The sequence below is a fragment of the Neobacillus niacini genome, assembly GCF_031457145.1.
Classification (GTDB): Bacteria; Bacillota; Bacilli; order Bacillales; family Cytobacillaceae; genus Neobacillus; species Neobacillus niacini_J.
Window position 1 is genome coordinate 107,200 of record NZ_JAVDVZ010000009.1, and the last position, 23,333, is coordinate 130,532.

Annotated in this window: 24 protein-coding genes; 19 read left to right on the forward strand and 5 right to left on the reverse strand. The window is 38.9% G+C overall.

Annotated features, from left to right (window positions below):
• Window positions 1-23 precede the first annotated feature (23 nt).
• The 10 genes from J2Y03_RS19610 (at window position 24) to J2Y03_RS19655 (ending at window position 7,272) form a co-directional block, all read left to right on the forward strand.
• Window positions 24-440, forward strand: coding sequence for a VanZ family protein (locus tag J2Y03_RS19610; RefSeq protein ID WP_310197121.1), 417 nt, complete (start codon window positions 24-26; stop codon window positions 438-440).
• Between the two features lie 97 nt (window positions 441-537).
• Window positions 538-1,068, forward strand: a complete 531-nt coding sequence (locus J2Y03_RS19615; RefSeq protein ID WP_310197124.1) for an NUDIX hydrolase — start codon at window positions 538-540, stop codon at window positions 1,066-1,068.
• Window positions 1,069-1,101: 33 nt separating this feature from the next.
• The gene (locus tag J2Y03_RS19620; protein WP_310197126.1) at window positions 1,102-1,248 is read left to right on the forward strand and encodes a hypothetical protein; all 147 of its coding nucleotides are present in this window, start codon (window positions 1,102-1,104) and stop codon (window positions 1,246-1,248) included.
• A 30-nt stretch (window positions 1,249-1,278) separates the two neighbouring features.
• Window positions 1,279-1,782, forward strand: coding sequence for an Lrp/AsnC family transcriptional regulator (locus tag J2Y03_RS19625; RefSeq protein ID WP_132091518.1), 504 nt, complete (start codon window positions 1,279-1,281; stop codon window positions 1,780-1,782).
• A complete protein-coding gene (locus tag J2Y03_RS19630) occupies window positions 1,782-2,990 on the forward strand; it encodes an aminotransferase (protein WP_310197342.1) in 1,209 nt (402 codons plus the stop codon). Before J2Y03_RS19625 ends, J2Y03_RS19630 begins: the two co-directional genes overlap by 1 nt.
• A 167-nt stretch (window positions 2,991-3,157) precedes the next feature.
• Entirely contained in the window at window positions 3,158-4,066 is a 909-nt protein-coding gene (locus tag J2Y03_RS19635; protein ID WP_310197129.1) for a DMT family transporter, read from the forward strand.
• 85 nt (window positions 4,067-4,151) lie between these two features.
• Complete coding sequence (locus tag J2Y03_RS19640) at window positions 4,152-4,934, forward strand: SPOR domain-containing protein (protein WP_396954230.1); 783 nt, start codon at window positions 4,152-4,154, stop codon at window positions 4,932-4,934.
• 151 nt (window positions 4,935-5,085) lie between these two features.
• Window positions 5,086-6,315 carry an ATP-binding protein gene (locus tag J2Y03_RS19645; protein ID WP_310197134.1) on the forward strand — a complete coding sequence of 410 codons (1,230 nt, stop codon included), beginning with the start codon at window positions 5,086-5,088 and terminating at the stop codon, window positions 6,313-6,315.
• Window positions 6,316-6,405: 90 nt separating this feature from the next.
• Window positions 6,406-7,059 (forward strand): MOSC domain-containing protein, encoded by a 654-nt coding sequence (locus tag J2Y03_RS19650; protein WP_132091529.1) that lies wholly within the window; start codon window positions 6,406-6,408, stop codon window positions 7,057-7,059.
• Window positions 7,060-7,137: 78 nt separating this feature from the next.
• Complete coding sequence (locus tag J2Y03_RS19655; RefSeq protein ID WP_310197138.1) at window positions 7,138-7,272, forward strand: hypothetical protein; 135 nt, start codon at window positions 7,138-7,140, stop codon at window positions 7,270-7,272.
• 129 nt (window positions 7,273-7,401) lie between these two features.
• On the opposite strand, the gene J2Y03_RS19660 is transcribed toward J2Y03_RS19655, so the two are convergent.
• Window positions 7,402-8,364, reverse strand: coding sequence for a 2-hydroxyacid dehydrogenase (locus tag J2Y03_RS19660; RefSeq protein ID WP_310197140.1), 963 nt, complete (start codon window positions 8,362-8,364; stop codon window positions 7,402-7,404).
• A gap of 100 nt (window positions 8,365-8,464) precedes the next feature.
• Between J2Y03_RS19660 and J2Y03_RS19665 the strand changes: the two genes are divergently transcribed.
• From J2Y03_RS19665 to J2Y03_RS19675, 3 genes are all read left to right on the forward strand, one after another.
• Complete coding sequence (locus J2Y03_RS19665; RefSeq protein WP_396954233.1) at window positions 8,465-8,725, forward strand: EAL domain-containing protein; 261 nt, start codon at window positions 8,465-8,467, stop codon at window positions 8,723-8,725.
• Window positions 8,726-8,881: 156 nt separating this feature from the next.
• Window positions 8,882-9,112, forward strand: coding sequence for a hypothetical protein (locus J2Y03_RS19670; RefSeq protein ID WP_310197143.1), 231 nt, complete (start codon window positions 8,882-8,884; stop codon window positions 9,110-9,112).
• Between the two features lie 165 nt (window positions 9,113-9,277).
• Entirely contained in the window at window positions 9,278-10,189 is a 912-nt protein-coding gene (locus J2Y03_RS19675; RefSeq protein ID WP_310197145.1) for a glycerophosphodiester phosphodiesterase family protein, read from the forward strand.
• 77 nt (window positions 10,190-10,266) lie between these two features.
• On the opposite strand, the gene J2Y03_RS19680 is transcribed toward J2Y03_RS19675, so the two are convergent.
• Window positions 10,267-10,602: a zinc ribbon domain-containing protein YjdM gene (locus tag J2Y03_RS19680; RefSeq protein ID WP_310197147.1), complete on the reverse strand. Its 336-nt coding sequence runs from the start codon at window positions 10,600-10,602 to the stop codon at window positions 10,267-10,269.
• A 256-nt stretch (window positions 10,603-10,858) separates the two neighbouring features.
• On the opposite strand from J2Y03_RS19680, the gene J2Y03_RS19685 reads away from it, so the two are divergent.
• From J2Y03_RS19685 to J2Y03_RS19700, 4 genes are all read left to right on the forward strand, one after another.
• Window positions 10,859-11,458, forward strand: a complete 600-nt coding sequence (locus J2Y03_RS19685; RefSeq protein WP_310197150.1) for an NADPH-dependent FMN reductase — start codon at window positions 10,859-10,861, stop codon at window positions 11,456-11,458.
• A 304-nt stretch (window positions 11,459-11,762) separates the two neighbouring features.
• Window positions 11,763-12,824, forward strand: a complete 1,062-nt coding sequence (locus J2Y03_RS19690; protein ID WP_310197154.1) for a glycosyltransferase — start codon at window positions 11,763-11,765, stop codon at window positions 12,822-12,824.
• Window positions 12,824-14,233: a hypothetical protein gene (locus J2Y03_RS19695; RefSeq protein ID WP_310197156.1), complete on the forward strand. Its 1,410-nt coding sequence runs from the start codon at window positions 12,824-12,826 to the stop codon at window positions 14,231-14,233. The genes J2Y03_RS19690 and J2Y03_RS19695 overlap by 1 nt, the downstream gene beginning before the upstream one ends.
• A complete protein-coding gene (locus tag J2Y03_RS19700) occupies window positions 14,230-15,225 on the forward strand; it encodes an NAD-dependent epimerase (protein WP_310197159.1) in 996 nt (331 codons plus the stop codon). Before J2Y03_RS19695 ends, J2Y03_RS19700 begins: the two co-directional genes overlap by 4 nt.
• Before the next feature lie 427 nt (window positions 15,226-15,652).
• Here the strand turns inward: J2Y03_RS19700 and purU are convergent, their stop codons facing one another.
• Window positions 15,653-16,552: a formyltetrahydrofolate deformylase gene (purU, locus tag J2Y03_RS19705; RefSeq protein ID WP_310197163.1), complete on the reverse strand. Its 900-nt coding sequence runs from the start codon at window positions 16,550-16,552 to the stop codon at window positions 15,653-15,655.
• Window positions 16,553-16,752: 200 nt separating this feature from the next.
• On the opposite strand from purU, the gene J2Y03_RS19710 reads away from it, so the two are divergent.
• Window positions 16,753-17,211, forward strand: a complete 459-nt coding sequence (locus J2Y03_RS19710) for a GNAT family N-acetyltransferase (protein WP_310197166.1) — start codon at window positions 16,753-16,755, stop codon at window positions 17,209-17,211.
• A 50-nt stretch (window positions 17,212-17,261) separates the two neighbouring features.
• Here J2Y03_RS19710 and J2Y03_RS19715 read toward each other — a convergent pair whose 3' ends face one another.
• A complete protein-coding gene (locus J2Y03_RS19715) occupies window positions 17,262-19,355 on the reverse strand; it encodes a sensor domain-containing protein (protein ID WP_310197170.1) in 2,094 nt (697 codons plus the stop codon).
• Window positions 19,356-20,054: 699 nt separating this feature from the next.
• The gene (galE, locus tag J2Y03_RS19720; RefSeq protein WP_310197172.1) at window positions 20,055-21,026 is read right to left on the reverse strand and encodes a UDP-glucose 4-epimerase GalE; all 972 of its coding nucleotides are present in this window, start codon (window positions 21,024-21,026) and stop codon (window positions 20,055-20,057) included.
• Window positions 21,027-21,249: 223 nt separating this feature from the next.
• On the opposite strand from galE, the gene J2Y03_RS19725 reads away from it, so the two are divergent.
• Window positions 21,250-23,316, forward strand: coding sequence for an ABC transporter permease subunit (locus J2Y03_RS19725; RefSeq protein ID WP_310197175.1), 2,067 nt, complete (start codon window positions 21,250-21,252; stop codon window positions 23,314-23,316).
• The last annotated feature ends 17 nt before the right edge of the window (window positions 23,317-23,333 follow it).

The window sequence follows — 23,333 nt, forward strand, 5'->3', positions numbered from 1 at the left end:
GTTTAGAAGGGGTGGGATGAAGGATGCGGAGTATGTTAATTTTCTTATGGATGGTTGCTATTTTCATTTTTACTTGTACTGCCAGTTTCCATGAGTTGATGTTTTATGGTGTGGTGAGCTTTCAATGGGATGGTCATCCATCGTTTACTGAGTTTTTATTACCCTATAATCTTAGCGAAAGCTTGCTGTTACAAAAATTTGGGCATATAGTAGTTTTTCAATTTCTAACTCTACTTTTGTTAATGAAATTCAAAGCTAAATTTGTCGCTCTGATAATATCGGCCTCGTTTGCCACTCTAACCGAAATTCTTCAACTATATTTTACCCGAGGTGGTAGAATTTTTGATATCGGCTTTGATTTAATAGGTGTTTTTATAGCATTATCCATAGTAAGTCTTTTCAGGCCAGATCAATCCGAACCCATCAATTTGAAAAAATAGGACTAATAAAAAACCAACTTCCTCTCATTTTCCCTTGAGTTTCCTCCATACTTAGGCAAAAATAGAAAAAACAGAACATTTAAATGAGGTGCTGGTAGTGGAGTGGAAAATTAACAAAGTTCAGAAGGACCAAGTTGATCGATTTGAAATAATACAAGAAGATGTAACCTTGCCAAATAATACAGATATGCATTTTTCCTTTGTGAATTTTTCAAAAGGCGTTTGTATTTTACCCATCACAGAGGATGGAAAGGTTATTTGTATTCGGCAATATCGCCATGCTGTGAAGGAATGGCAATGGGAATTACCTGCTGGAGCCATTGACCCTGAGGATAAAGAGCCTCTCTCCGCAGCGAAAAGAGAACTAGAGGAAGAAACAGGCTTCCAGGCAAAAAACTGGATAGACCTAGGCAGTGTTTTCCCTTCACCCGGCTCAACGAGTGAACAAATTTTTCTTTTTGCTGCAACCGACCTGATTGAAAAAGAGCAGCTGCTAGAAGCCACAGAACAAATTGACCTACATACCATTGAAATGAGCGAGCTAAACCAGCTAATAAATAGCGGACAATTCAAACACGGAGCTGGCCTCGCCGCTATCCTAAGATATCGAATAAAAAAACAACAATAATAAAAATAGAAAAAAGGGTTTTCCGCTCATCACATGAAAAAACCCTTTTTTATACAAGAACAGAGAACTCCTGCACCAACTGTCCATACCACGCGGACAAAAGTAATGATTTGTCCACGAGCGGTGACAGGCACCATTTACTATATTTTATTTATTCAATTAATGATGTATTATATTTAATATTAGTTAAAAGATTGAGGTGGATGGATGATGAAGTTGTCAAGTGAGGAGCTAGAGGTTCTTTCGATTCTTGAGGAGAATCACAGGATTCCTGTTGAGGATATTGCTTTGATGGTGAATTCGAGTGTTGAGGATGTTAATGCGGTGATTAAGAAGTTAGAGGATGAGAAGGTAATTGTTAGTTATCCAGCTTTAATTGATTGGAGCAAGGTGGCTGGCAAGGAAAATATTGTTGCGATGATTGATGTCAAGGTGACACCGAAACGCGGGGTTGGTTTTGACGAAGTGGCTGAGAGAATTTATCGCTTTCCTGAGGTTACCTCCCTGTATCTCATGTCTGGTGCCTATGACTTATCGATCACCATTGAAGGAAAAACGATGTCGGAGATCGCAAGATTTGTGTCGGAAAAGCTGTCTACCATCGATAATGTCATTTCCACAACTACTCATTTCATGTTAAAAAAATATAAACATGATGGCGTCATTTTTGGCGAAAACAATGAGCGAGATCATCGGATGGTGGTTTCTCCATGATGAAGGAACACCAACACTATTTATCTGAAATGGTGAAAGAACTAAAACCATCTGGAATAAGGAAGTTTTTTGACCTAGCAGCCTCCATGAAGGGAGTCATTTCCCTTGGTGTCGGTGAGCCTGACTTTGTCACCCCTTGGAGCATTCGGGAAGCAGCGATTCTATCATTAGAAGAGGGCTTTACATCTTATACTGCAAATCCTGGTTTGCTTGAATTACGACAGGAAATTACAACCTACTTAAATAAGCGATTTGGAGTCCAGTATAATCCGGTTGATCAAGTGATTGTGACGGCTGGTGCGAGCCAAGCGATTGACCTATCCTTCCGTGCGATTCTAAACCCGGGTGACGAAGTATTAATTATTGAACCTGCTTTCGTTTCCTATGCACCGTTAGTCACTTTAGCCGGTGGTGTGCCAATTCCAGTCTCCACACACCCTAGTAATGGCTTTAAGCTTACAGCTGAACAAATTGAAAATGCCATTTCCAGCCGGACAAAAGCAATTTTGTTGTGTTCACCAAATAACCCAACGGGAACCTATTTAAACAAAGAAGAGCTTACAAACATTGCAGCTGTGGTTGAGAAACACGACCTGCTTGTTGTTTCCGATGAAATCTATGCAGAATTAACTTATGATGATGAATATACCAGCTTTGCCTCTATCGAAGGCATGTACGAACGAACCATCTTAATTAACGGTTTCTCCAAAGGGTTTGCGATGACTGGCTGGCGATTAGGTTTCTTAGCAGCCCCGCCATCATTCACAGAACAAATGGTGAAAATTCTACAATATACGACCATGTGTGCACCGCATATGCTGCAGCACGGTGCCATCGAGGCATTGCGAAATACCTATCATGAAGTGGAAAGCATGCGAAGAAGTTACCGAAGAAGACGGAACTTCATTGTTCAATCATTAAATAACATTGGCTTGGACTGCCACACTCCAGGCGGCGCATTCTATGTCTTCCCTTCAATTAAAAAAACAGGCCTGACCTCCGAACAATTTGCGGAACAGCTTCTACTTGCTGAAAAAGTAGCAGTTGTACCTGGAAGTGCTTTTGGTGAGAGCGGCGAAGGCTATGTAAGATGCTCCTATGCCACTTCTCTGGAACAACTCCAAGAAGCGATGAAACGCATCAAACGGTTCGTTGACTCATTGGAAATGAAGAAAAGTCAAACAGAAGAGCTATACACAAACAACTAAAAGTATAGATAAAAAACGTCAACCCCTCTTCTCGATTAAGGGCTTGGCGTTTTTTTGTTTCTGGATAGTTTTGTTAATAACACCTAAACCACATTTATGTTAAGATTCATTTATATTTATTTCAAATGAATAGGCACCATCTCATATATCAAGAAAAGAGGAAAGAAATGAACCATCAAGATCATTCCAAATCTATTGTCTTACCGCTTACCATTTCAATAATAGCAATATCGTTTTCAGCAATTTTTGTAAAATGGTCCGATGCACCTGCTTCCATTTTAAGTATGTATCGGATGATGTTTGCGAGCATTTTAATGCTGCCAATCGTCTGGAAAAACCGGGAAGAATTTAAAAAAATAACAAGCACAGATTGGCTATTTTTATTTTTCTCCGGTCTGTTTTTAGCCTTACATTTTGTCCTTTGGTTCTCTTCATTAAAATTAACAACCGTTGCCAGCTCGACCATCATTCTTGCTCTGCAGCCGATTGTCTCATTGGTGGGCGGTTACTTCCTATTTAAGGAACGAACAACGGCTTCGGCTTTGATGACAATGGGAATCGCCATTATTGGCGCGGTGATGATTGGCTGGGGTGACTTTGCTTTAAGCCAGGATGCGATTCTTGGCGATATTCTATCATTCTTAAGTGTGATAGCCGTCGTAGGCTATTTACTTATTGGTCAAAGTATTGTGAAAAAAGTATCCCACTGGATTTATAGCTTTTGTGTGTTTTTCATTGCTACTATTGTTCTATCAATCTATAACCTAAGCACCTCGGTTGTGTTTAGCGGCTACCCAGCCAAGGAATGGGGGATTTTCCTTTTGCTTGCAACCGTTCCGACGATTAGTCATATCATCAATAACTGGCTTTTAAACTATGTGAATGCTACCACCATATCGATGAGTATTTTAGGAGAACCGGTTGGTGCAACCATATTGGCCGTTATCTTACTTAATGAGCACCTTGTCAGTTGGCAAATCGCCGGTGGAATGCTCGTCCTTCTCGGTGTCTTCTTCTTTTTAATGCAGCAGCAAAAAAGGATTCTTTTAAAGAGCGCTGTTAAAACTGGGACATAATGAAAACCTCCATCTGGGGGTTTTCTTTTCCTTTTTACAAGCTATCGAACACCCCCCGTCTTCTTTTCATAACATAAAGAGAAAAATGACGAATGGAGGAGATGAAATGTACAAAGTATTTTCCGGATCGTTCAAGTCAAGGGAAAATGCACAGGAACGAGTAGCCTTCCTGCGTTCAAAAGGTTTTCAATCCTTTATCGTTGCCTCGACCATCCAAGGTGAAAACTGGTTTCGAGTACAGGCTGGTGCCTTTTCTAGCAGGGAAAACGCAGACCAACGAGTAACTGAAATCAAGGAAAAGACAGGGATAAATGCTTTCATTACAACAGAAAACGAGAGCAGCACAAGCTCAATTCCAAGTACCGCTCCCCGCTCCATTGACCTAAACCCATCCTCAATTTTAGGTCCTAGCCAACTCTCTGCCGAAAAAATGAACGCATACGTGAGAACGATAAACCCTAATGCACCCTTGCTAGGGGAGTATTATAAAAATTTGGGAGAGTACTATGGGATTAGAGGAGACATTGCCTTTGCACAAGCCATGCAAGAAACAGGCTATTTTCGGTTTACAGGGGATGTAAGGAATGGACAAAACAATTTTGCTGGAATTGGAGCAACAGGTGGTGGGGTAAGGGGAGCAAGTTTCCCTACACCCGAAGAAGGAGTGCTTGCCCATCTCCAGCATTTATATGCTTATGCAACAACAGCACCCTTACCAAACCAATATCCGCTGGTAGACCCCCGCTTTCATCTTGTAAATAGAGGATCTGCCGTCACATGGACCGCTTTAAACGGAAAATGGGCTGTGCCAGGTACCACCTATGGTCAATCTATCTTAAATTTATATAAAAGAATGGTTGAATCTTGAATGACAGTCGTTAGTAAAGCAAAGGGCATAGCGCTTTTTGCTTTTTACATAGTTAAATAATAATACATGATTATTATTCCAATTTTCCACTAAATTCTATTAATTTCGTGTTATGATAAAAGCAAATTTTGAAAATTATGAGGGAAAACGGATGAATAAATCGGGACAAATTTCTCTGGTATTAATATCGGTATTATTTTCGACTTTTCAAACCATTGTAGAGCATGACCGTTTTTTTACTATAGACTTTGTTATTTTTACTACTATTGCTTGGGTGGTTGGCTGGCAATACGACAGAACACGATATTATGGAAAACAAGCACGTGCGAGTGAAGAAAGTTATAAGCAATTGATAGATTCATTGCCCAATGCTGTTATTATTCACCTAGATAACAAGGTAATCTATGTAAATAAGGAAGCTGTAACGATGATTGGTGCAAAACAGAAGGAAGAATTAATTGGAACCTCTTTTACTAATTATCTTTTTCCAGAATATAAGGACCGACTGATTGAGCGTATTAAACAAGTAAAAAAGGAAAAACTTCCTTTAAACAATATTGAATACAAATTAATTCGGGTGGATGGTTCTGTATTTTTCTTTGAAGGCTCTTCTATGTACATAACATTTGGTGGGAAAGAAGCAATATTGTCAATCGGAAAAGACATCACGGAAAGAAAAGAACAAACAGAGCAACTACTGCAAAAGTCGGAAAAATTAGCGCTGCTTGGTCAAATGGCTGCCGGCATAGCCCATGAGATTCGTAATCCGCTTACCTCTATTAAAGGCTTCGTTCAATTGTTCAAAACAGAGAAACATCAAGATGAATACTATGATATTGTGCTATCAGAGCTTGATCGAATCAACAATATCGTAGGGGAATTCCTCGTACTTGCCAAACCAACTGCCGCGGTTTTTACAGAAAAGGATATTAAGGAATTAATAAAAGACGTCGTGACTCTGATTAATACCCAATCTATTTTAAATAACGTGCAAATTTTTGTAGAATTTGAATGCGATTTGCCTAAGATCAGCTGTGAGGAAAACCAATTGAAACAGGTTTTTATAAATTTGCTAAAGAACGCTATAGAAGCGATGCCTAGTGGCGGTTCTATTGATGTTAAGGTTAAGGTAAAAGAAGAAGGTAAAATTTCCATCCAGATTATCGACCAGGGAATTGGGATTCCAAAGGAAAGAATTCCAACACTCGGTGAACCCTTTTATACAACAAAGGAAAAGGGCACAGGTCTCGGCCTCATGACCTGTTATAAAATTATTGAAAGCCATAATGGTCTATTAACGATTTCTAGTGAAATAAATGAGGGCACCACGATTGAAATCATTTTGCCGACCATCACCCAGCCAGTATTTAGCCTTACCTAAAAAATAGAGGCAACCCTCTTCTAACCGAGGGTTTCTTCTATTTTTCCAACAACTTGTAGTAACATAACCATCTAGGAGGGGAAGAAACAATTGAATTCAAGTGAAATTATTTATTTAAGCAAGGGATTGCCTAAAAGCAGCGTTTATAAGGATGAAGCCTATGTTTCTGGAATCTGGAAAGAACAATCTGATGAGCTTTTTGTCGGCTTTGACCAGATAAATGGCGATCAGGTTGCGCACCCTGAGTACCATGGCGGTTCAGATCGAGTGGTCTGCGTATATCCTTTTGAACATTATGCACATTGGGAAAGTATATTCGGTCATACATTAACTCCTTCAGCTTTCGGAGAAAATCTGACAGTCGCTGGCATGAAGGAAGACCAAGTTTGTATTGGTGATGTTTTTCAGATAGGTGAGGCTGTCCTCCAAGTATCACAAGGTCGATATCCCTGCTCCACCATCAATAAACGCAATAACAACCACCTTCTTTTAAAAAGAATTATCCAAACTGGCTATACGGGGTATTTTTTCAGAGTGCTGGAGGAAGGAAAAATAACAGCTAATTCTCAAATAAAAAAACTGATCTCTCATCCTGATCAAATTACCGTTTCCTCCATCCATCACCTATACTTCCATGAAGCTTCACCATCCATGGAAAGGATTGAAAAAATAATGGCTGTGGAGGAGTTAGCTGCTCCATGGCGAAAGTATCTCCTTGATTTAATAGAGAAACATCAGAAGTAATAAAACTCCTAGGGAAACCTGGGAGTTTTATCATGTATGCAACTTTAGAAACTGTCCATAACCTTAGCAGGTCCCCCAGTGACGAACATGAAAGCTAAATATTCAGAAGAAGAAATATTGAATCTACTAAACGATGGAATCGGTATGATGCCCGGCGGACTTTTATCGGAGGAAGAGGCGAAAACTGTTTCTCAATGGCTTTTAGAAAAATAAGTCGAAAAAAGGTTAGGAAATTTCCTAACCGTTTCGACTTATTTCATATTTTCCAGGAAATTTTTGTCGAGAATAGCTTCCAGGTGAACTACAAATCTCTACAATAAAACTCTTGCTGCAAATAAAAAGTTAATTGACTAAGTTTTTTGGTATTTCTCCCCGTAGTCCATCCAATAAGTTTTCCGCAGCCAATAACGCCATTTTTAGTCTAGTATTTTTACTGGCACTGCCAATATGAGGCAGGGCGACTACATTCGGGAGGCTAAGGAGCGGGTGGTCTGTTCTCACCGGCTCCTCTTCATAAACATCTAATCCCGCACCCCATAATTCCCCATTTTTCAATGCCTGATAGAGTGCTTCTTCATCCACAATTCCACCACGAGCTGTATTAATCAGGACAGCTGTTGGTTTCATGAGTGATAACTCCGCTGCCCCGATATAATTTCTCGTTTCAGTTGTATAGGGTGTCAATACACAAACAAAATCTGATTCACGAAGCAATCTGTTTTTGTCTACGTACTCAATCCCCAACTCTTCCTCGGCGTTTAACTTTCGTGAGCGATTATGATAGTAAATTTTCATATCAAATCCTCTTGCTCTTTTCACTACAGCCTCACCGATTCTGCCTAACCCGAAGATTCCCAATGTAGCTCCATAGATATCCTGCCCAGTTAATTGCATCGGTGACCATGTTTGCCATTTTCCCGCGCGCAGGTAATCAGAGGATTCTACCAATCTCCTTGCCGTGGCCATTAACAAAGCAAAGGTTAAATCTGCCGTTGTTTCTGTTAATACCCCAGGTGTATTGGTCACCTTAATCCCTTTTTCCGTTGCTGCTGCTACATCGATATTGTTATAGCCGACGGCCATATTGCTTACAATTTTTAGCCTTGTTCCTAAATTTAATAGAGGCTGGTCGATCCGCTCAGTTAATAAACAGTATAGACCCTCAACATCTTGAATTTCCTTTTCAAGAATTTCTCTAGGCACCGGCTCCTCTTCTTTATCCCACATTTTCACTTCACAAACTTCTCTCATTTTTTCAACAACAAGGTCTGGCAGCTTCCGCGTTATATAGATTTTTGGTTTCATGTTGGTCATCAACTCCCTTAGCTTTCTGATAGACTTACTTAAAGGATACACCTCACCGCTTTTTTAGGGAATCAATGACAAGGAAATAATTTGGAATGAAATCCCGAAACCATTTAATCAAGATATCATCAAAAATCATCAAGATAAAGCTTTTGTAGAAACCATCATTAGTTTGGCGCATAGCCTAAAGTTATCTGTTATCGCGGAAGGAATCGAGACAAAAGAGCAGCTTCTATATTTAAAAGAACTCCATTGTGATGTGGTTCAGGGGGATTTTTATAGCAAACCATTAACCGTTACACAACTAAGTGCCATGATTGAAAATAGCAAGTCCACCAAAATCCTGATTGACCAAATGTGATGCCTGTCACCTCATTGAAGAGATAACCGCCAAGTCAAACTACTACACACTAAAAAACAAAGAAGACCGGCTAGACATTTACTTTCCATGAAATACTATGTATAAACAATTCGTGTAAGGAAACTCTATTTTTATAGCATGCTAAAAGGAGACTGTATGGTGAATACATATGAAATTACAAACATGATTATTGATGATGATTTCGATAGTGAGGAATACGTTACCGCTGAGTTTTCCCATAATCAAGAGGATTACAGCATTACCTTTAAAAAAGCAGACCTTGAAATCATGAATTCCTGGGTATTTGTGGACGGTGCATCCCTTCCAGCAAATTTATCGGATACACTGATTGAATCCATTAGGGAAGATATAAAAAAGAGAATATAAATATGAAAGTTGATTGAATCTTTTCAATCAGCTTTTTTGTTATGATAAATTATGTAGTATTTATACTATTACGTTATTTATCTTGTATTTCAATTAATGGAGGAGTTAACGCTGAAAAAGATACTAAAAAGAGTACTTATTTTTATCCTCTTATTGTCCTTATTTATGTTTCTTAACAACAGCTCGATTTTTACGAAGGATCGTGATGCTGATCCTTTGCTTCTTGCTCACCGCGGACTTGGACAAACCTTTAGTATGGAGGGAATTACCGGGAATACGTGTACAGCTGAGCGAATTCACCCACCTGAGCACCCATACTTGGAAAACTCCATACCTTCGATGGAGGCAGCCTTTGAAAATGGTGCGGATGTCGTTGAATTGGATATTAAACCGACAAAAGACGGCCAATTTGCTGTTTTTCATGATTGGACACTTGACTGTCGTACAAACACCGAAGGTACGACAAAGGAATACACAATGGCAGAATTAAAGCAGCTTGATATTGGGTATGGGTACACCGCGGATAATGGACAAACCTATCCGTTTCGCGGTAAAGGTGTTGGTCTCATGCCATCGCTGGATGAAGTATTAACTCATTTTCTAGATGAATCATTGCTAATTCATATTAAAAGTGATGACCCCGAGGAAGGAAGACAATTAGCTGAAGTTTTAGCGAAACTGCCAGAAAAACGTTTAAATCAAATGACCGTTTATGGCGGAGACCAGCCGATTGCCACAATAAAAGAGGAACTTCCGGACCTTCGCGTCATGTCAAAGGCTACGTTAAAAAGCTGCTTGCTACCTTATTTCGCGGTCGGATGGACAGGTTACATCCCAACCTCATGTGAGAAGACTCAATTGCATATTCCCGAAAAGTTCGCCCCATGGTTATGGGGCTGGTCGGAAAAGTTCCTAAATCGGATGGACAGCGTTGGTACTCGGGTGATTTTGGTTGCCGGTGATGGAGGCTGGTCAGAGGGATTTGATAACCCTAATGATTTAAAAAGGCTGCCTTCCAACTATAGCGGCGGGATATGGACTAACCGAATCGATACCATCGCTCCCACTTTTAAATAAGAGCTGCGGGGGATCCTCTCCCCCCTTTCTCATTAAAGAAAAATGTAAGGCGCCCCAATAAAAGGAGCGCCGATTTTTTATAATTTTTTCACATATTCTGACTTTAAACTCATCGCTCCGAAACCATCAATTTTGCAGTCAATATTATGGTCTCCATCAACTAGGCGAATATTTTTCACCTTCGTACCTTGTTTTAGTGTCGATGAACTTCCTTTTACTTTAAGGTCCTTGATAACCGTTACCGTATCTCCATCGCTTAAAACATTTCCGTTTGCATCTTTAATAATTCTTTCTTCTTCCACAGCTGCAGCTTCTAAACTCCACTCATGACCGCACTCCGGGCAAATCAATAAACTTCCATCTTCATATGTATACTCAGAATTACATTTTGGGCAATTTGGCAAGCTCGACATTTTGAATCTACTCCTCTCCTTGAAATATCCTATCCAAGTATAGTGGATTTTCCATAAAGATTCCACTTATTGTAGTACATCTTTCTTGAGCGAAAACATTCAGTAAAAAAAAAAAGTTAATTTTGTTGACAAGAAATGAAATCTGTATTATATTTATCTCGAATTAAAAATAAATTATTTAACGATGTTTTAATTCAAGGTAAATGGAAATTAAAAACCTATATAGATTTAAAAATAACAGCAAGGGGTGCACAGCATGGGTTTTTTAAACAAATTATTTGGTACTACATCTAAGGAGGAAGAAACAATGACAAATCCAAAATTAAAAATCGGTATTATTTTAGGAAGCACACGTGATGGACGTGTAAGTCCACAAGTAGGCGAATGGGTAAAAGGAATCGCTGACCAACGCGGAGATGCAGATTATGAAATCGTTGATATCGCAGATTACAAACTGCCATTCTTAGGTACAACTGATGGATCTGAACCAGGAATCGCTGCTTGGAACCAAAAACTTGCTAGCTTAGACGGCTTCGTATTCGTTGTTCAAGAATACAACCATAGTATTACAGGTGCTTTAAAAAATGCTCTTGACTTTGCACGTGAAGCTTGGAACGACAAAGCTGCTGGTATCGTAAGCTATGGTTCAACTGGCGGAGCTCGTGCTGCTGAACACTTACGTGGAATCCTTGGCGAATTAAAGGTTGCTGATGTTCGTACACATCCAACATTGTCATTATTCACAGACTTTGAAAACGGATCTGTATTCAAACCAGCAGATCTTCACCAAACGAATATGACTGCAATGCTTGATGAAGTAAACGCTTGGAGCGGCGCTTTAAAAACAATCCGATAATATATAAATAACCATTTAAACCCCTGACTACAACAGTCGGGGGTTTTATTATTTTGTAAAACTGATTACAATCAACCATTTCCACAACTAATTATTATTTCATGGGGGTCTTCTCTTATTCGTAAACTCCATCGTTGGTCTTGGAATTGTATTACTTCTAAGCTTATTTATTTAATAAAAAATGCGCCATAGTCTAATTCTGACTCTGGCGCATTTTTGTTTTTTTCCAATTTGTCCAAGCCTCCCCTTTCAACTTGCATACCTTAGTTTTAAAGAATATAAGTTTTTGAAAGGAGAATGGCAATTGTCAAAAGTTATCCATATGAATCTAAGAGTTGACCCGACTCAATATATTCCTCAAATTCGCGATATTCCTGGCTATGATTATTTACATTTGGTCAGACAGCCTAAGTATGTGGTCAACCTACCTCTTCTCAATAAGAAGGTTCACTATTATAGTGAGATATTTTCACCAAAAAAATATGTAGAAAAGCATAATGTATCTCTTATTCACGCACACCATGGTCAATTAGGTCTATTACTTCAACCTTTTAAAGAAGAAACCAACCTGCCGCTGGTTACAAGTTTTCGAGGGAGAGATGCAACCCTTGCCAATCAGCCTGTTGGCTATGTAGATGGCATGAATAGGCTTTTTGAGCAAGGAGAACGCTTTTTTCCTGTTTGCCAGCATTTAGCACATCGAATTAACCTTTGGGGATGCCCTGCCGATAAAATTAGAGTCCTGTATGGAGGAGTCGACCTCAACCTTTTCCCCTATCGGTCGCCAAACCTACAAGGCACACAAAACATTTTTTCCATTGGGAGATTAGTAGAAAAGAAAGGTCATCATATTCTCATGCAGGCATTTGAAAAGATTAAAGCAAAATTTCCAAAGGCTACACTAACTATTATTGGCGGCGGTGAACTGGAAGGCTACATTCATTCTCTTGCCACTCAGTTAAATTTAGGTACTTCGTTTCGTTTATTAAATCGTGTACCAAAAAGTCAAATACCTGAGCTAATGGGACAAGCTGATATATTTTGCGCCCCAAGCTTAACCGCATCAAATGGAGATATAGAAGGGATTCCAAATACGATCAAAGAGGCTATGGCAACCGGCATTCCCGTCCTTTCCACTAACCATGCCGGTATTCCCGAAATCATCACCAATGACCAGGATGGAATATTAGTAAGGGAAAACGATGTCGATCATCTGGCACAAGCTTTAGAATTCATGTTATTGAACCGAAACAAGTGGGAAAACTATGCCGTTTCTGCACGTCAAAAAGTAGAGAAAAACTTTGACCAGAATAAGCAGCTCTTACTTCAAGCCAACTATTATGATGAATTGTTAGGGGGATTATGATGGCAGATTTTAAATCAATCAAAGTAACGAAAGGTATCAAAACCTTAGAAATTGATAACCCCACTGGCTATCATCTAATTGGAATGGGTGCACAAGGAGCAGTCTTTAAACTATCAGAGGATCGTTGTGTAAAAATTTATACCAGTCCTCTCCAAGCCAAGATGGAAAGGGAAGCACTGAAAGCAGGACAGCACTTATCCTTTTTCCCACGACTATATGAATACGGGGATAACTATAACGTCATTGACTACTTTAATGCTCCTACATTAAAGGAATATCTCCGGAATTGCACTTATATTCCAGAATCCATTGCCATGAAACTTCTTGATATTTTAGGCGAAATGAAAAAGGCAAAATTCACGATGGTTGATGCCCCATTACGGCATATTTTCGTTCTTGAAAATGAAGAACTAAAACTAATTGACCACGTAAATGCCTTCAAGCGAATTCACCCAGTACCGCTTAAATTATTAAGAGATTTAAATATGATGCTGCTAAAGGAATCCTTCCTATCTCGGGTAAAAAAGCTTGAACCAAAGACCTATGAAATGTGGCAGGCATATTTTAATGAAAATAAAATGGATTATCGAAACATTCCCGTTGATCCGGGAGGAGATGGTGAAGGAGTAAAAGTAGACAGCGCCATCTCGCAAACATTAATTGGAGCTGGCCACCAAGGTGCAGTCTACCGTGTTTCAGAGAATAAGTGCGTGAAAATCTATCCAAAAACCCAACATTGTGAACAGGAAAAGGATGTTCTCCTTTCCCATCAGGACCTTTCATTTATTCCAAAGGTCTATGAAACAGGCAATAATTATGTGGTAATGGAATATTTAAGTGGGCCTGATCTAAACACCTTTCTAAAAAAACAATCTGCCCTTCCACCGGTTGTGAGCAAACTTTTACTAAAGATTTTAACATCGCAAAAACAAGCAGGATTTAAACAAATCGATGCCCCATTACGGCATGTTTTTGTAACAAATAATGGCTTTAAAATGGTTGACCATGTATACTCGTACTCTCGGATACAAAAAAGACCATTAGAGCTATTTCAAAACCTTCACGAAAGAGGTTTCCTTGACGCCTTTCTAGAGCAAGTAAAAGTTCTTGATCCTGCCACCCATGCAGAATGGACAAAAAAACCTATCCCGCTCACAGATGAAGAAGCTCAATTAGAAATCATTAACATTGAAGGGAAAACAGATTCTAAACGTAAAAAGGGCAAGGACCAGGGTAAAGATCGTGATAAGGGTCGTGACCATAAAAAAGGGCATAATCGTGATCGTGACCGCAGTCAAAAAAGGGAACATGGCGGCAAAAGAGATAACGGTGATAAAAAGAATCGTAATCGAAGCAAAGAGCATGGTAGGGAGAATGATCGTAAAAAAAGATCGGATAGAATAAAATGAACATCCTAGTGACAGGTGCGGCAGGTTTTATTGGGTTTCATCTTTCTAAACGTTTGTTGGATCTCAATTATCATGTCATTGGTGTGGACAACCTTAATGAATATTATGATGTTCGGTTAAAGATAGAGCGTCTAAAATTATTAGAAGCAAATGAAAAGTTCAAATTTCACAAAATTGATTTGGCTGATTATGATTCAATAGCAAAACTTTTTGAGAATCATAGTATCCCGATTGTGATTAATTTAGCAGCTCAAGCTGGAGTCCGGTACAGTCTCACCCATCCACAATCCTATGTTCATTCAAACCTAGCTGGTTTTGTAAATATTCTTGAGGCATGCAGACATCATCAAGTGAAGCACTTAATCTACGCATCGTCCAGTTCCGTTTATGGAGCAAATACAAAAACCCCCTTCTCTACCCTAGACGCTGTTGATCATCCGATAAGTATTTATGCAGCAACCAAAAAAGCGAATGAATTAATGGCGCACACCTATAGCCATTTATTTAGTATACCCACCACCGGTCTTCGTTTCTTTACCGTCTATGGTCCTTGGGGAAGGCCCGATATGGCCTACTATTCTTTTACAAAGGATATTATCGAAGGAAACAGTATTAAAGCTTATAATAATGGCGACATGCGCAGAGACTTTACGTTTATTGATGATATTGTCGAAGGGATGATCAAACTACTCGATCATCCTCCTGTACCAGACAAAAACAGAAATCCAGATCCCAGTACGAGTCGTGCACCCTACAAAATCTATAATATCGGTAACAATAGCCCTGTGAAATTGATGGATTTTATTAACACCTTAGAAAACCTAATAGGCAAAAAAGCAAAAATAGAATTCCTCCCGATGCAGCCTGGAGATGTTAAAGTAACCTATGCGGATATTACTGATTTGCAAAAGGCTGCAGGGTTTTCCCCTGCAACTCCATTAGAAATCGGGTTAGGTCAATTCGTAGAATGGTATAAAAAGTATCATTCTTAAAAAGCAATCCCCTCTCATCAGAGGGGATCTATCTGACTGAATTTGTTACAGACCCTATCTTAAAGACTAATCTCCAGCTCGGCATTTGAGTTTTGTCTTCAAGACGCCTTCTTAAGGACTAATCTCCAGCTGAGAATTTAAGTTTTGTCTTCAAGACCCTTTCTTAAGGACTAATCTCCAGCTGGCCGTTTAAGTTTTGTCTTCAAGACCCCTTCTTAAGGACTAATCTCCAGCTCGGCATTTGAGTTTTGTCTTCAAGACCCCGTCTTAAGGACTAATCTAAAGCTGAGAATTTAAGTTTTGTCTTCAAGACGCCTTCTTAAGGACTAATCTCCAGAAATTTACTGCCCACACCTACTAGCTAGTCTATAGGAAAGAGGATGACTCAATAATGGAGTCATCCTCTTTTTTTAACAAGCTCCAAATATTAGAAAACAATCGTTTTATTTTGATGGACAATAACCCGGTCCTCGATATGCCACTTTACCGCACGTGCTAAAACACTTCTTTCTATTCTACGTCCAATTTTCTTCAAATTGTCGACATCATTACGATGATCGACGCGAGCAATATCTTGTTCAATAATCGGACCTTCATCAAGATCATTGGTTACATAATGAGAGGTTGCTCCAATTAACTTTACACCACGGGCATGTGCTCGTTCATAGGGTCTTGCCCCAACAAATGCAGGTAAAAAGGAATGGTGAATATTAATGATTTTGTTTGGGTTGGCAGCAACAAAATCAGGTGTTAAAATTTGCATATAGCGGGCCAAAATCACCAAATCAATCTCATACTCTTTTAACAATTGAAGCTGCTGGACTTCCACCTGGGCACGAATATCTTTATTTGCAGGAATATAATAAAACGGAATGTTTAAGCTTTCAACGGCATCTCTTGCTTCCTCATGGTTACTAATCACAAGTGCAATATCCGCCATTAAATCGCCGCTTTGCCATTCCCATAACAGCTCGAGCAGACAGTGAAGTTCCTTTGAAACAAAAATAGCAGCCTTTTTCACTTGATACACATGGGTTAATTTCCATTCCATTGAAAATTGCTCAGCAATAACAGCAAACCGTTCTTCCATATCCTTCGCCTTTTCCTTTAACCCTGGGCATTCAAATTCAATTCGGATAAAAAATACTCCGCCTTCTGGGTTGGTTGAATACTGGCTGGATTCGATGATATTAGCTTGATAGGAAAACAAAAAGTTTGAGATTGTTGAAACAATACCAGGTTGGTCCGGACAGCTGACTAATAATCGTCCCCGATTCTGGTTGACTTTTTGAAATGACTGAATCTGATCCCTTATATATGAATTCATGGTTATATCTCCTCTATTAATATTAAAAAAGATTATACAGGAGACTGGCCATTTAAGCGAAGTTTTTTGAAAAATTTCACAAATTCGAATTCACAAACAAATAATGATAAAATTTCTAAAAAAGGAGGTTGGCCTTCGTAACGGTTTTGCTTTGACTAAATGTAAGAATGGGGTAGAAAAATGCAGTAGTTGTTAGTGATATGAAGGAGGAATTTGCAAAACAAATCCTAACTTGGAAGTACGAAGCACCCTATGATTTTTACAATAATGAAGAAAGCTCTGAATCTCTTAAAGAATTACTAGATCATCCTTATTATGCCGTAGTTAATCAAAGCAATGAACTGGTTGGCTTCTTTTGTATCGGAAGTGCCGCCCAAGTTCCATACGGTTATACAATGGGTGCCTATTCGGAGGATATAAATGATATAGGAATTGGTATGAATCCTGGTTTAACAGGTCAAGGTTTCGGTGCTGCGTTCTTCTCGTTTATCCTTTCCTATATTCAAGAAACCTATAAGGGTGATTCCATACGTTTAACCGTTGCTGTATTCAACGAACGGGCTATCCATCTTTATACAAAACTTGGATTTGTTAAAAAAATGAAGTTTACTAGAGAATCAACTGATTTTATGACAATGGTTAAGAATTTTAGCGCATAGGTAACGGCCGTCGACAATCCAGGTCAACGGCCTCTCTGTTAAACTAATATTTATTGAAATTTTTCCTGCATGCCCTTCTGTTCCGGAATAAAAAATGTCTTAATCAATTCAACACTCGTTGGTCTGCTAAAATAGTAACCCTGCATGTTATGGCAGCCAATACTGCATAAGAATTGATATTGCTCCAACTCTTCCACGCCCTCTGCTACCACATTCATTCCTAGATTTCTTCCCATTGCGACCAAAGTTCGACAGATGGATCGCTGATTTTTATTATCTAACCCTTCAATAAAGGATTTATCTATTTTAATCGTATTAAACGGGTATTGAACAAGGTAACTAATTGAAGAATAGCCGACACCAAAATCATCGAGAATGATATCGACGCCCATATCCTGTAATTCTTTTATCGTATTTAAGGTTTTCTGGACATTTGTCATTGCTGTTCTTTCTGTGATTTCAATCTTTAGGAGATTGGATGGCAACTGATAGCGCTCCAAAGCTCCTTTGACACTTTCCAAGAATGACTCAAGATTGATTTGTCTAGCTGGCACATTAATCGAAACATAAAAAGGCGGCAAGTTCATTTCAACCCATTGCTTACGCTGCCTGCAGGAAGTTTCCAACACCCAGTTGCCTAATTTGATGATTAAATCTGACTCTTCTGCGATTTGGATAAACTCTCCAGGTGATATCGCCCCTAAAACAGGATGATTCCATCGTAGAAGTGCCTCCAACCCTATCACTTGTTTTCCATAAACATCGACAATCGGTTGGTACTCTAAGTACAATTCATTCTTTTCAATGGCTTTATGAAGATATTGTTCAAGCAGCAACTTTCGTGAAAGACTGGTGGACATTCCCGCTTCATAGGGCTGAATTCCCACTCCGCTTTCCTTTGCCAGATACATAGCATGGTCCGCCTTCTGAACCAATCCTTCAGCCTCAAACCCATGATCAGGGAAAATACTCAGCCCAATACTTGCACGGAGGACATACTCATTTCCCAGCAGCCTAATAGGCTCAGCAATGATTCCGTTTAGCCGCGCTGCCGTTTCATGAAGGGCCTCTTTCGTTGCCAGATTTTTAAGCAAAAGGACAAACTCATCTCCGCCTTGACGAGAAATAACATCATCATTTCGCAAACTATCCTTCAAACGCGCTGCAATCACCTGTAAAACTTTATCCCCCATTTTATGGCCAAGGGAATCATTAATATATTTAAATCGGTCTAGATCCAAGAATAAGATTCCAACCAACTTTTTCTTTTCCTTTGCCTCCGTTAACGCTTTATGGAGCTCATGATCTAATTTCCGTCTGTTCGGCAGACCCGTTAAGGAATCGTGAAAGGCTAGAAAAGTTAACTGCTCCTCTGCCTTTTTCCGCTTTGTAATATCCACTACAATCCGGTCCATTTTAAGAGGCCCATAGGAATAATCAGAAAAAACAGGAACGATAAAATCAGACAACCATTTATGCTCACCGCTTTTGGTAACAATACGGTATTCATGCAGTGAGGATTTCCCCTTCCTAGCCAACTCCAAATGCTTGCAGGCACCCTTTTTATCAGCCGGCAGGACAAGCTGTTCCCACAAACCAGATTCCTTAAGAAACTCCTCTTCATGATACCCAAAAATGGTCTCACATACTGGCGAAATCGAAATCGTTTCCATGGTTTTCGCCTCCAAGGACCACAAACAAATCTCGATGCCAGTGAAAATATTATCCCAATTACTACGAGTAGAAAGATAACTATGATGCTTATCATTTACTACATTAGTTATATAGCCGCAAATACCAAGAATCACTCCATCAACTTCCACAGGGATGGAAAGAATATCTACTGCCAATCTATTACCGTTCCGATGTCGAAGATTGGTTTGGAAGCTCAACCTCTCCCCTTTTAGAACAGCATTAATATGCTCGATTGTCCTATCAATCTCTTCTTCTTCTAATAGCGAAACAAAATTCCGTTGACAATCACGATGTCTTTTATAACCGGTTAATTCTTGAACAGCTTGGTTCGAAAAAACAATACTGCCTTCCAAATCCATTAAATAACAAGGATAGGGAACACCTGATAGTAAGGGCTTACAAACTTCAATGAAAGAACTAAAATCTGTCTTTTTGATCTCATATCTCAAAAGAATACTCCTTTCCGCAGAACACTGAGAATCAAACACTCTTCCAACTTTCCTACTACAGTGACCATATACTAAACTGCTAGAAAAGGATGTGATAGATATCAACAAATCTAGACATTATTTTTGAATTCTACAACTAATTACACGTTAAAATCGGCTTTAAGATTTTAACAACAATCATTACAAAAACAGCCTTTAATTAAAACTCCTGCAAGCCCTTTTGTAAAATAAACCTATGTCTATCTCTAGAAGTATACTGTCGACAAAAGGATGATTTTGAAAGGAAAAAGTCGAAAAAAAAGTAGTCTTTTATGACATGCTTTTCTTTTTTTCTCTTTCTCTTCTTGCTATTATATAGACAAATTATTTTCCAAGATTAACACTGTGAAATAATCCATTCGATTCATTGTTAATGAAAACGTTTTCAAATATAATAAATGAATACAATCGGGAAACGAAAGGTAATCTACAACTATAAACAGGGAGTGGATTTCATGGACAAGCAGGATAATTTCGCTTATGGGCTAGTTTGGGGGACTTCTTTAAGTGTCCCATTATGGATTGCTTTTTTCGGTTGGATCAAATTAATTATACGTTTGATTTTTTAAAATTTTTAATATACGTAGCAAAAAACCTTGCCTGCTTCTGTAGACAAGGTTTTTTAATTAAGCTGTATTTGTTTAAGTAAAGAGCCTTTTATTAATACTGTTGATTTTTATGCCATTTCCATGCGTCTGCAATAATCTGTTCCAAGTTTCGCTCCGCTTTCCAGCCCAATTCACTATAAATTTTTTGCGATGAAGCAACCAGCCTAGCGGGATCCCCAGCACGACGATCAGCCATTTCAACATTTGCGTTTACCCCAGTTACTCTCTCACATGTCTCAATAACCTCTTTTACCGAGTAACCAAGACCATTCCCTAAATTATAGATTTCTGTGCTTTTCTTTTCCGTTAATAATGCCTCCAGTGCAAGGATATGAGCGCTGGCTAAATCAGTAACATGGATGTAATCCCGGATACACGTTCCGTCTGGTGTATCATAATCAGAGCCGAATACAGAAACCTTTTCGCGCTGGCCTAATAACTGCTGAAGAATAATCGGAATTAGATGTGATTCTGGATCATGGCTCTCGCCAATCTTAGAAGATTCATGTGCACCTGCTGCATTAAAATAACGAAGAACCACATAACGCAAGCCATAGGCTTTTGAAAAATCAGCAAGAATTTGTTCAATCATTAATTTAGAATGGCCATAAGGATTAATCGGTGATGTTACCGTTTGTTCATCGATAATCTCAACATTCGGTATTCCGTATGTTGCTGCAGTTGAAGAGAAAATAAAGTTTTTTACATTATTTTTCATCATTACCTTTAAAAGAGTTAGAGTAGCTGCTACATTATTTTGATAATATTTTAGAGGATCAACCACTGACTCTCCTACCAAGCTAAAGGCAGCAAAATGCATGACCGCCTTAATGGGATAACTGGAGAAAATCATTTGCAGGTCTTCCTCGTTTCCAAGATCACCCTGAACAAAAATCGCTCTGCTATCAATAGCTTCACGATGACCAGTCGATAAATTATCTAATACAATAACCTCTTCTTTTTCCACTAACTCCTTTACAAGATGACTGCCAATATAACCAGCACCGCCAATGACAAGAATCATAGTTCATTTCTCCTTATGTAAAAAAAATTTTACCCGTAATTCTCATTTTATCACAAATCTATGTAACAAATTATATCCAACATGCGTCCAAATCTTATATATTGAAATAATTGGAAATTGGTTAGGTTGAAAGGGTGGACTATCTAGAAAATAATTTCCTTTATATGATACTCTTCTACTATACAAATGTAGTAATATAAAGAGACAAAAATAGGGGGATAATATGAAGATTGTTAGATTAATTACATATTACTTACTAGGGATGATTTCCATCTTTTGTGTAAGTATTTTCCCACAATATTTTTCAACGAGAGGAATCTCTGATTCGCCTGGATACTTTGAGCAATTGATTGCCTTTGGCAAAGACATGTTTAAGCCTGAATCATGGGTATATAAGATGGAGGTTTCAAAAGCAGGCGGTGCGCCAATGATGGAAATCATGTGGCCGGCATTTGTTTATTCCATGGAAATTTTAGCAGGTGCACTATTAATAGGTTTTAGTGTGGCGTTTCTCCTAGCACTTGGATCGGCCTTCTTGCCTGCGTTTGTGCTTCGACCGATAAAAAAGGTGCTTGATGTTTTGGAGTCAGTACCAGACCTAATTGTCGCCACCCTATTACAGGTATTATCTATTTTTATCTTTAAGAAGTTTGGCGTTGATTTATTTAGTGTTGCCAGCTTTAAAGAAAAAGCCTATTTTGCACCAATCGTCACGTTAGCCATACTGCCGCTGGTCTCCATGTTCAAGATTCTGCTACTGATGATTGAGGAAGAGTTTTTAAAGGTTTATGTCACCTTTGCTAAAAGTAAAGGGATAAATAAATTCAATATATTAGTTAAGCATGTGATAAAAAATATCATGCCGATTTCGTTTCACCATATGAAGATTATTATTTGGGGAACCCTTTCTAGTCAATTTATTATCGAAAGAGTGTTTAATGTCCACGGGCTGACGCACTACTTACTTGATAACTTTCAACCGATAACCGTATTCGTAACACTCGCCCTTATTTTTTCGCCATTCTACTTCTTATTCCAATTGATTGATTTTTGGCTAAAAGAAGATCAATCACTATCATACGAAAAAAGACGAGGTTCCGTGTGGCAGAAATGGCATTTTCACAATATCCTGGAATGGGCAAAGCTGTCACTTGAGAATGTCCTTTTTTTAATTAAATCTATCAATCTGCGAAAATTGTCACCTTTTCGTCCGTTTATCTCTTCCCTGTTTTTATTTGGCCGACACATGAAAAATTGGAAGTTTGCACTTGGAGCTTTATTTTTTATTGTGGCCATCAGTTACAGTCTGATTTATTCTGTTACTACTGATAATCATGTTGATCAAGTCCGGCTGCATTACTCAGAGGACGGTGTAAAACTGCTTGGAGCGCCACCGCATGCACCTACAAAGCCGTTTTTCTTTGGTTCTGACAAATTAGGGTTCAGCCTTTTTGATCAATTAGTCATTGGTGCAAAGTATACGTTGATTTTTGCCTTGTTAATCGCCTTATTACGCGTTCTTGGCGGCCTTTTGTTTGGGGTATTTTATGCGTTTCACCTAGGGCCCCGCACCCAGCATTGGCTTGGAAAACTGGTAGATTCCATTCATTTTCTGCCTTTGAGTTTAATTGCATACATCTTACTCGCGCCGATCTTAATGCCTGCTTTTACCGGTTTTGGCTATGAATTTACCTATACCTTTACCGAACGTATTTTACTTGAGATGTTTATCTTGACCATACTGGTAGTTCCGTTGACAACCGTTTTATTAGGAAAAGAAATAAAGCGAGTTCTGGATTATGAATTTATTGCCAGTGCGCGAGCTTTAGGCGGCAGCAAATTCCATCTATTCTGGCGGCATATATTCCCGCATATTGGGCCCCGTGTAACGATCTTATTGGGAACCCAATTTATCCAAGTTTTATTAATCTTTATTCATTTAGGGATTTTTAAATTTTTCTTTGGCGGGACAAAACTTAGCTATGATCCGATGGGGGCAGATCCGCCCATGTCGATGACCCATGAATGGTCAGGATTAATTGGTGAATTAGGAAGAACCACCATTGCTTCTGGCCGCTACTGGTACTTGTGGATTTTAGCTGCCTTCATACTTGCAATCTTTGCCATGCAGCTCATTATCCAGGGAGTGAAAGAAGTTCAGCAAGTAAAAGTTGGCGTTTTATACAAAGCTCCGAGAGTTCGTAAACAAAGGGCAAAAAAACAAGCAAAAGAGGTTCAATCCGCTCCCATCACAAAGGAATGCTTTAATACCATTGAACGCAACATGTAAAAAAGATCTCCCGGTGC

Coding starts and splice junctions, on each gene's coding strand:
- J2Y03_RS19630 (WP_310197342.1), top strand. CDS start 1,782: ATGAAGGAACACCAACACTATTTATCTGAAATGGTGAAAGAACTAAAA.
- galE (WP_310197172.1), bottom strand. CDS start 21,026: ATGATTCTTGTCATTGGCGGTGCTGGTTATATTGGCAGTCATCTTGTA.
- J2Y03_RS19700 (WP_310197159.1), top strand. CDS start 14,230: ATGAACATCCTAGTGACAGGTGCGGCAGGTTTTATTGGGTTTCATCTT.
- J2Y03_RS19620 (WP_310197126.1), top strand. CDS start 1,102: ATGAAAAAACCCTTTTTTATACAAGAACAGAGAACTCCTGCACCAACT.
- J2Y03_RS19685 (WP_310197150.1), top strand. CDS start 10,859: ATGGGTTTTTTAAACAAATTATTTGGTACTACATCTAAGGAGGAAGAA.
- J2Y03_RS19610 (WP_310197121.1), top strand. CDS start 24: ATGCGGAGTATGTTAATTTTCTTATGGATGGTTGCTATTTTCATTTTT.
- J2Y03_RS19625 (WP_132091518.1), top strand. CDS start 1,279: ATGAAGTTGTCAAGTGAGGAGCTAGAGGTTCTTTCGATTCTTGAGGAG.
- J2Y03_RS19660 (WP_310197140.1), bottom strand. CDS start 8,364: ATGAAACCAAAAATCTATATAACGCGGAAGCTGCCAGACCTTGTTGTT.
- J2Y03_RS19645 (WP_310197134.1), top strand. CDS start 5,086: ATGAATAAATCGGGACAAATTTCTCTGGTATTAATATCGGTATTATTT.
- purU (WP_310197163.1), bottom strand. CDS start 16,552: ATGAATTCATATATAAGGGATCAGATTCAGTCATTTCAAAAAGTCAAC.
- J2Y03_RS19680 (WP_310197147.1), bottom strand. CDS start 10,602: ATGTCGAGCTTGCCAAATTGCCCAAAATGTAATTCTGAGTATACATAT.
- J2Y03_RS19710 (WP_310197166.1), top strand. CDS start 16,753: ATGAAGGAGGAATTTGCAAAACAAATCCTAACTTGGAAGTACGAAGCA.
- J2Y03_RS19670 (WP_310197143.1), top strand. CDS start 8,882: ATGGTGAATACATATGAAATTACAAACATGATTATTGATGATGATTTC.
- J2Y03_RS19695 (WP_310197156.1), top strand. CDS start 12,824: ATGGCAGATTTTAAATCAATCAAAGTAACGAAAGGTATCAAAACCTTA.
- J2Y03_RS19725 (WP_310197175.1), top strand. CDS start 21,250: ATGAAGATTGTTAGATTAATTACATATTACTTACTAGGGATGATTTCC.
- J2Y03_RS19640 (WP_396954230.1), top strand. CDS start 4,152: ATGACGAATGGAGGAGATGAAATGTACAAAGTATTTTCCGGATCGTTC.
- J2Y03_RS19635 (WP_310197129.1), top strand. CDS start 3,158: ATGAACCATCAAGATCATTCCAAATCTATTGTCTTACCGCTTACCATT.
- J2Y03_RS19675 (WP_310197145.1), top strand. CDS start 9,278: ATGTTTCTTAACAACAGCTCGATTTTTACGAAGGATCGTGATGCTGAT.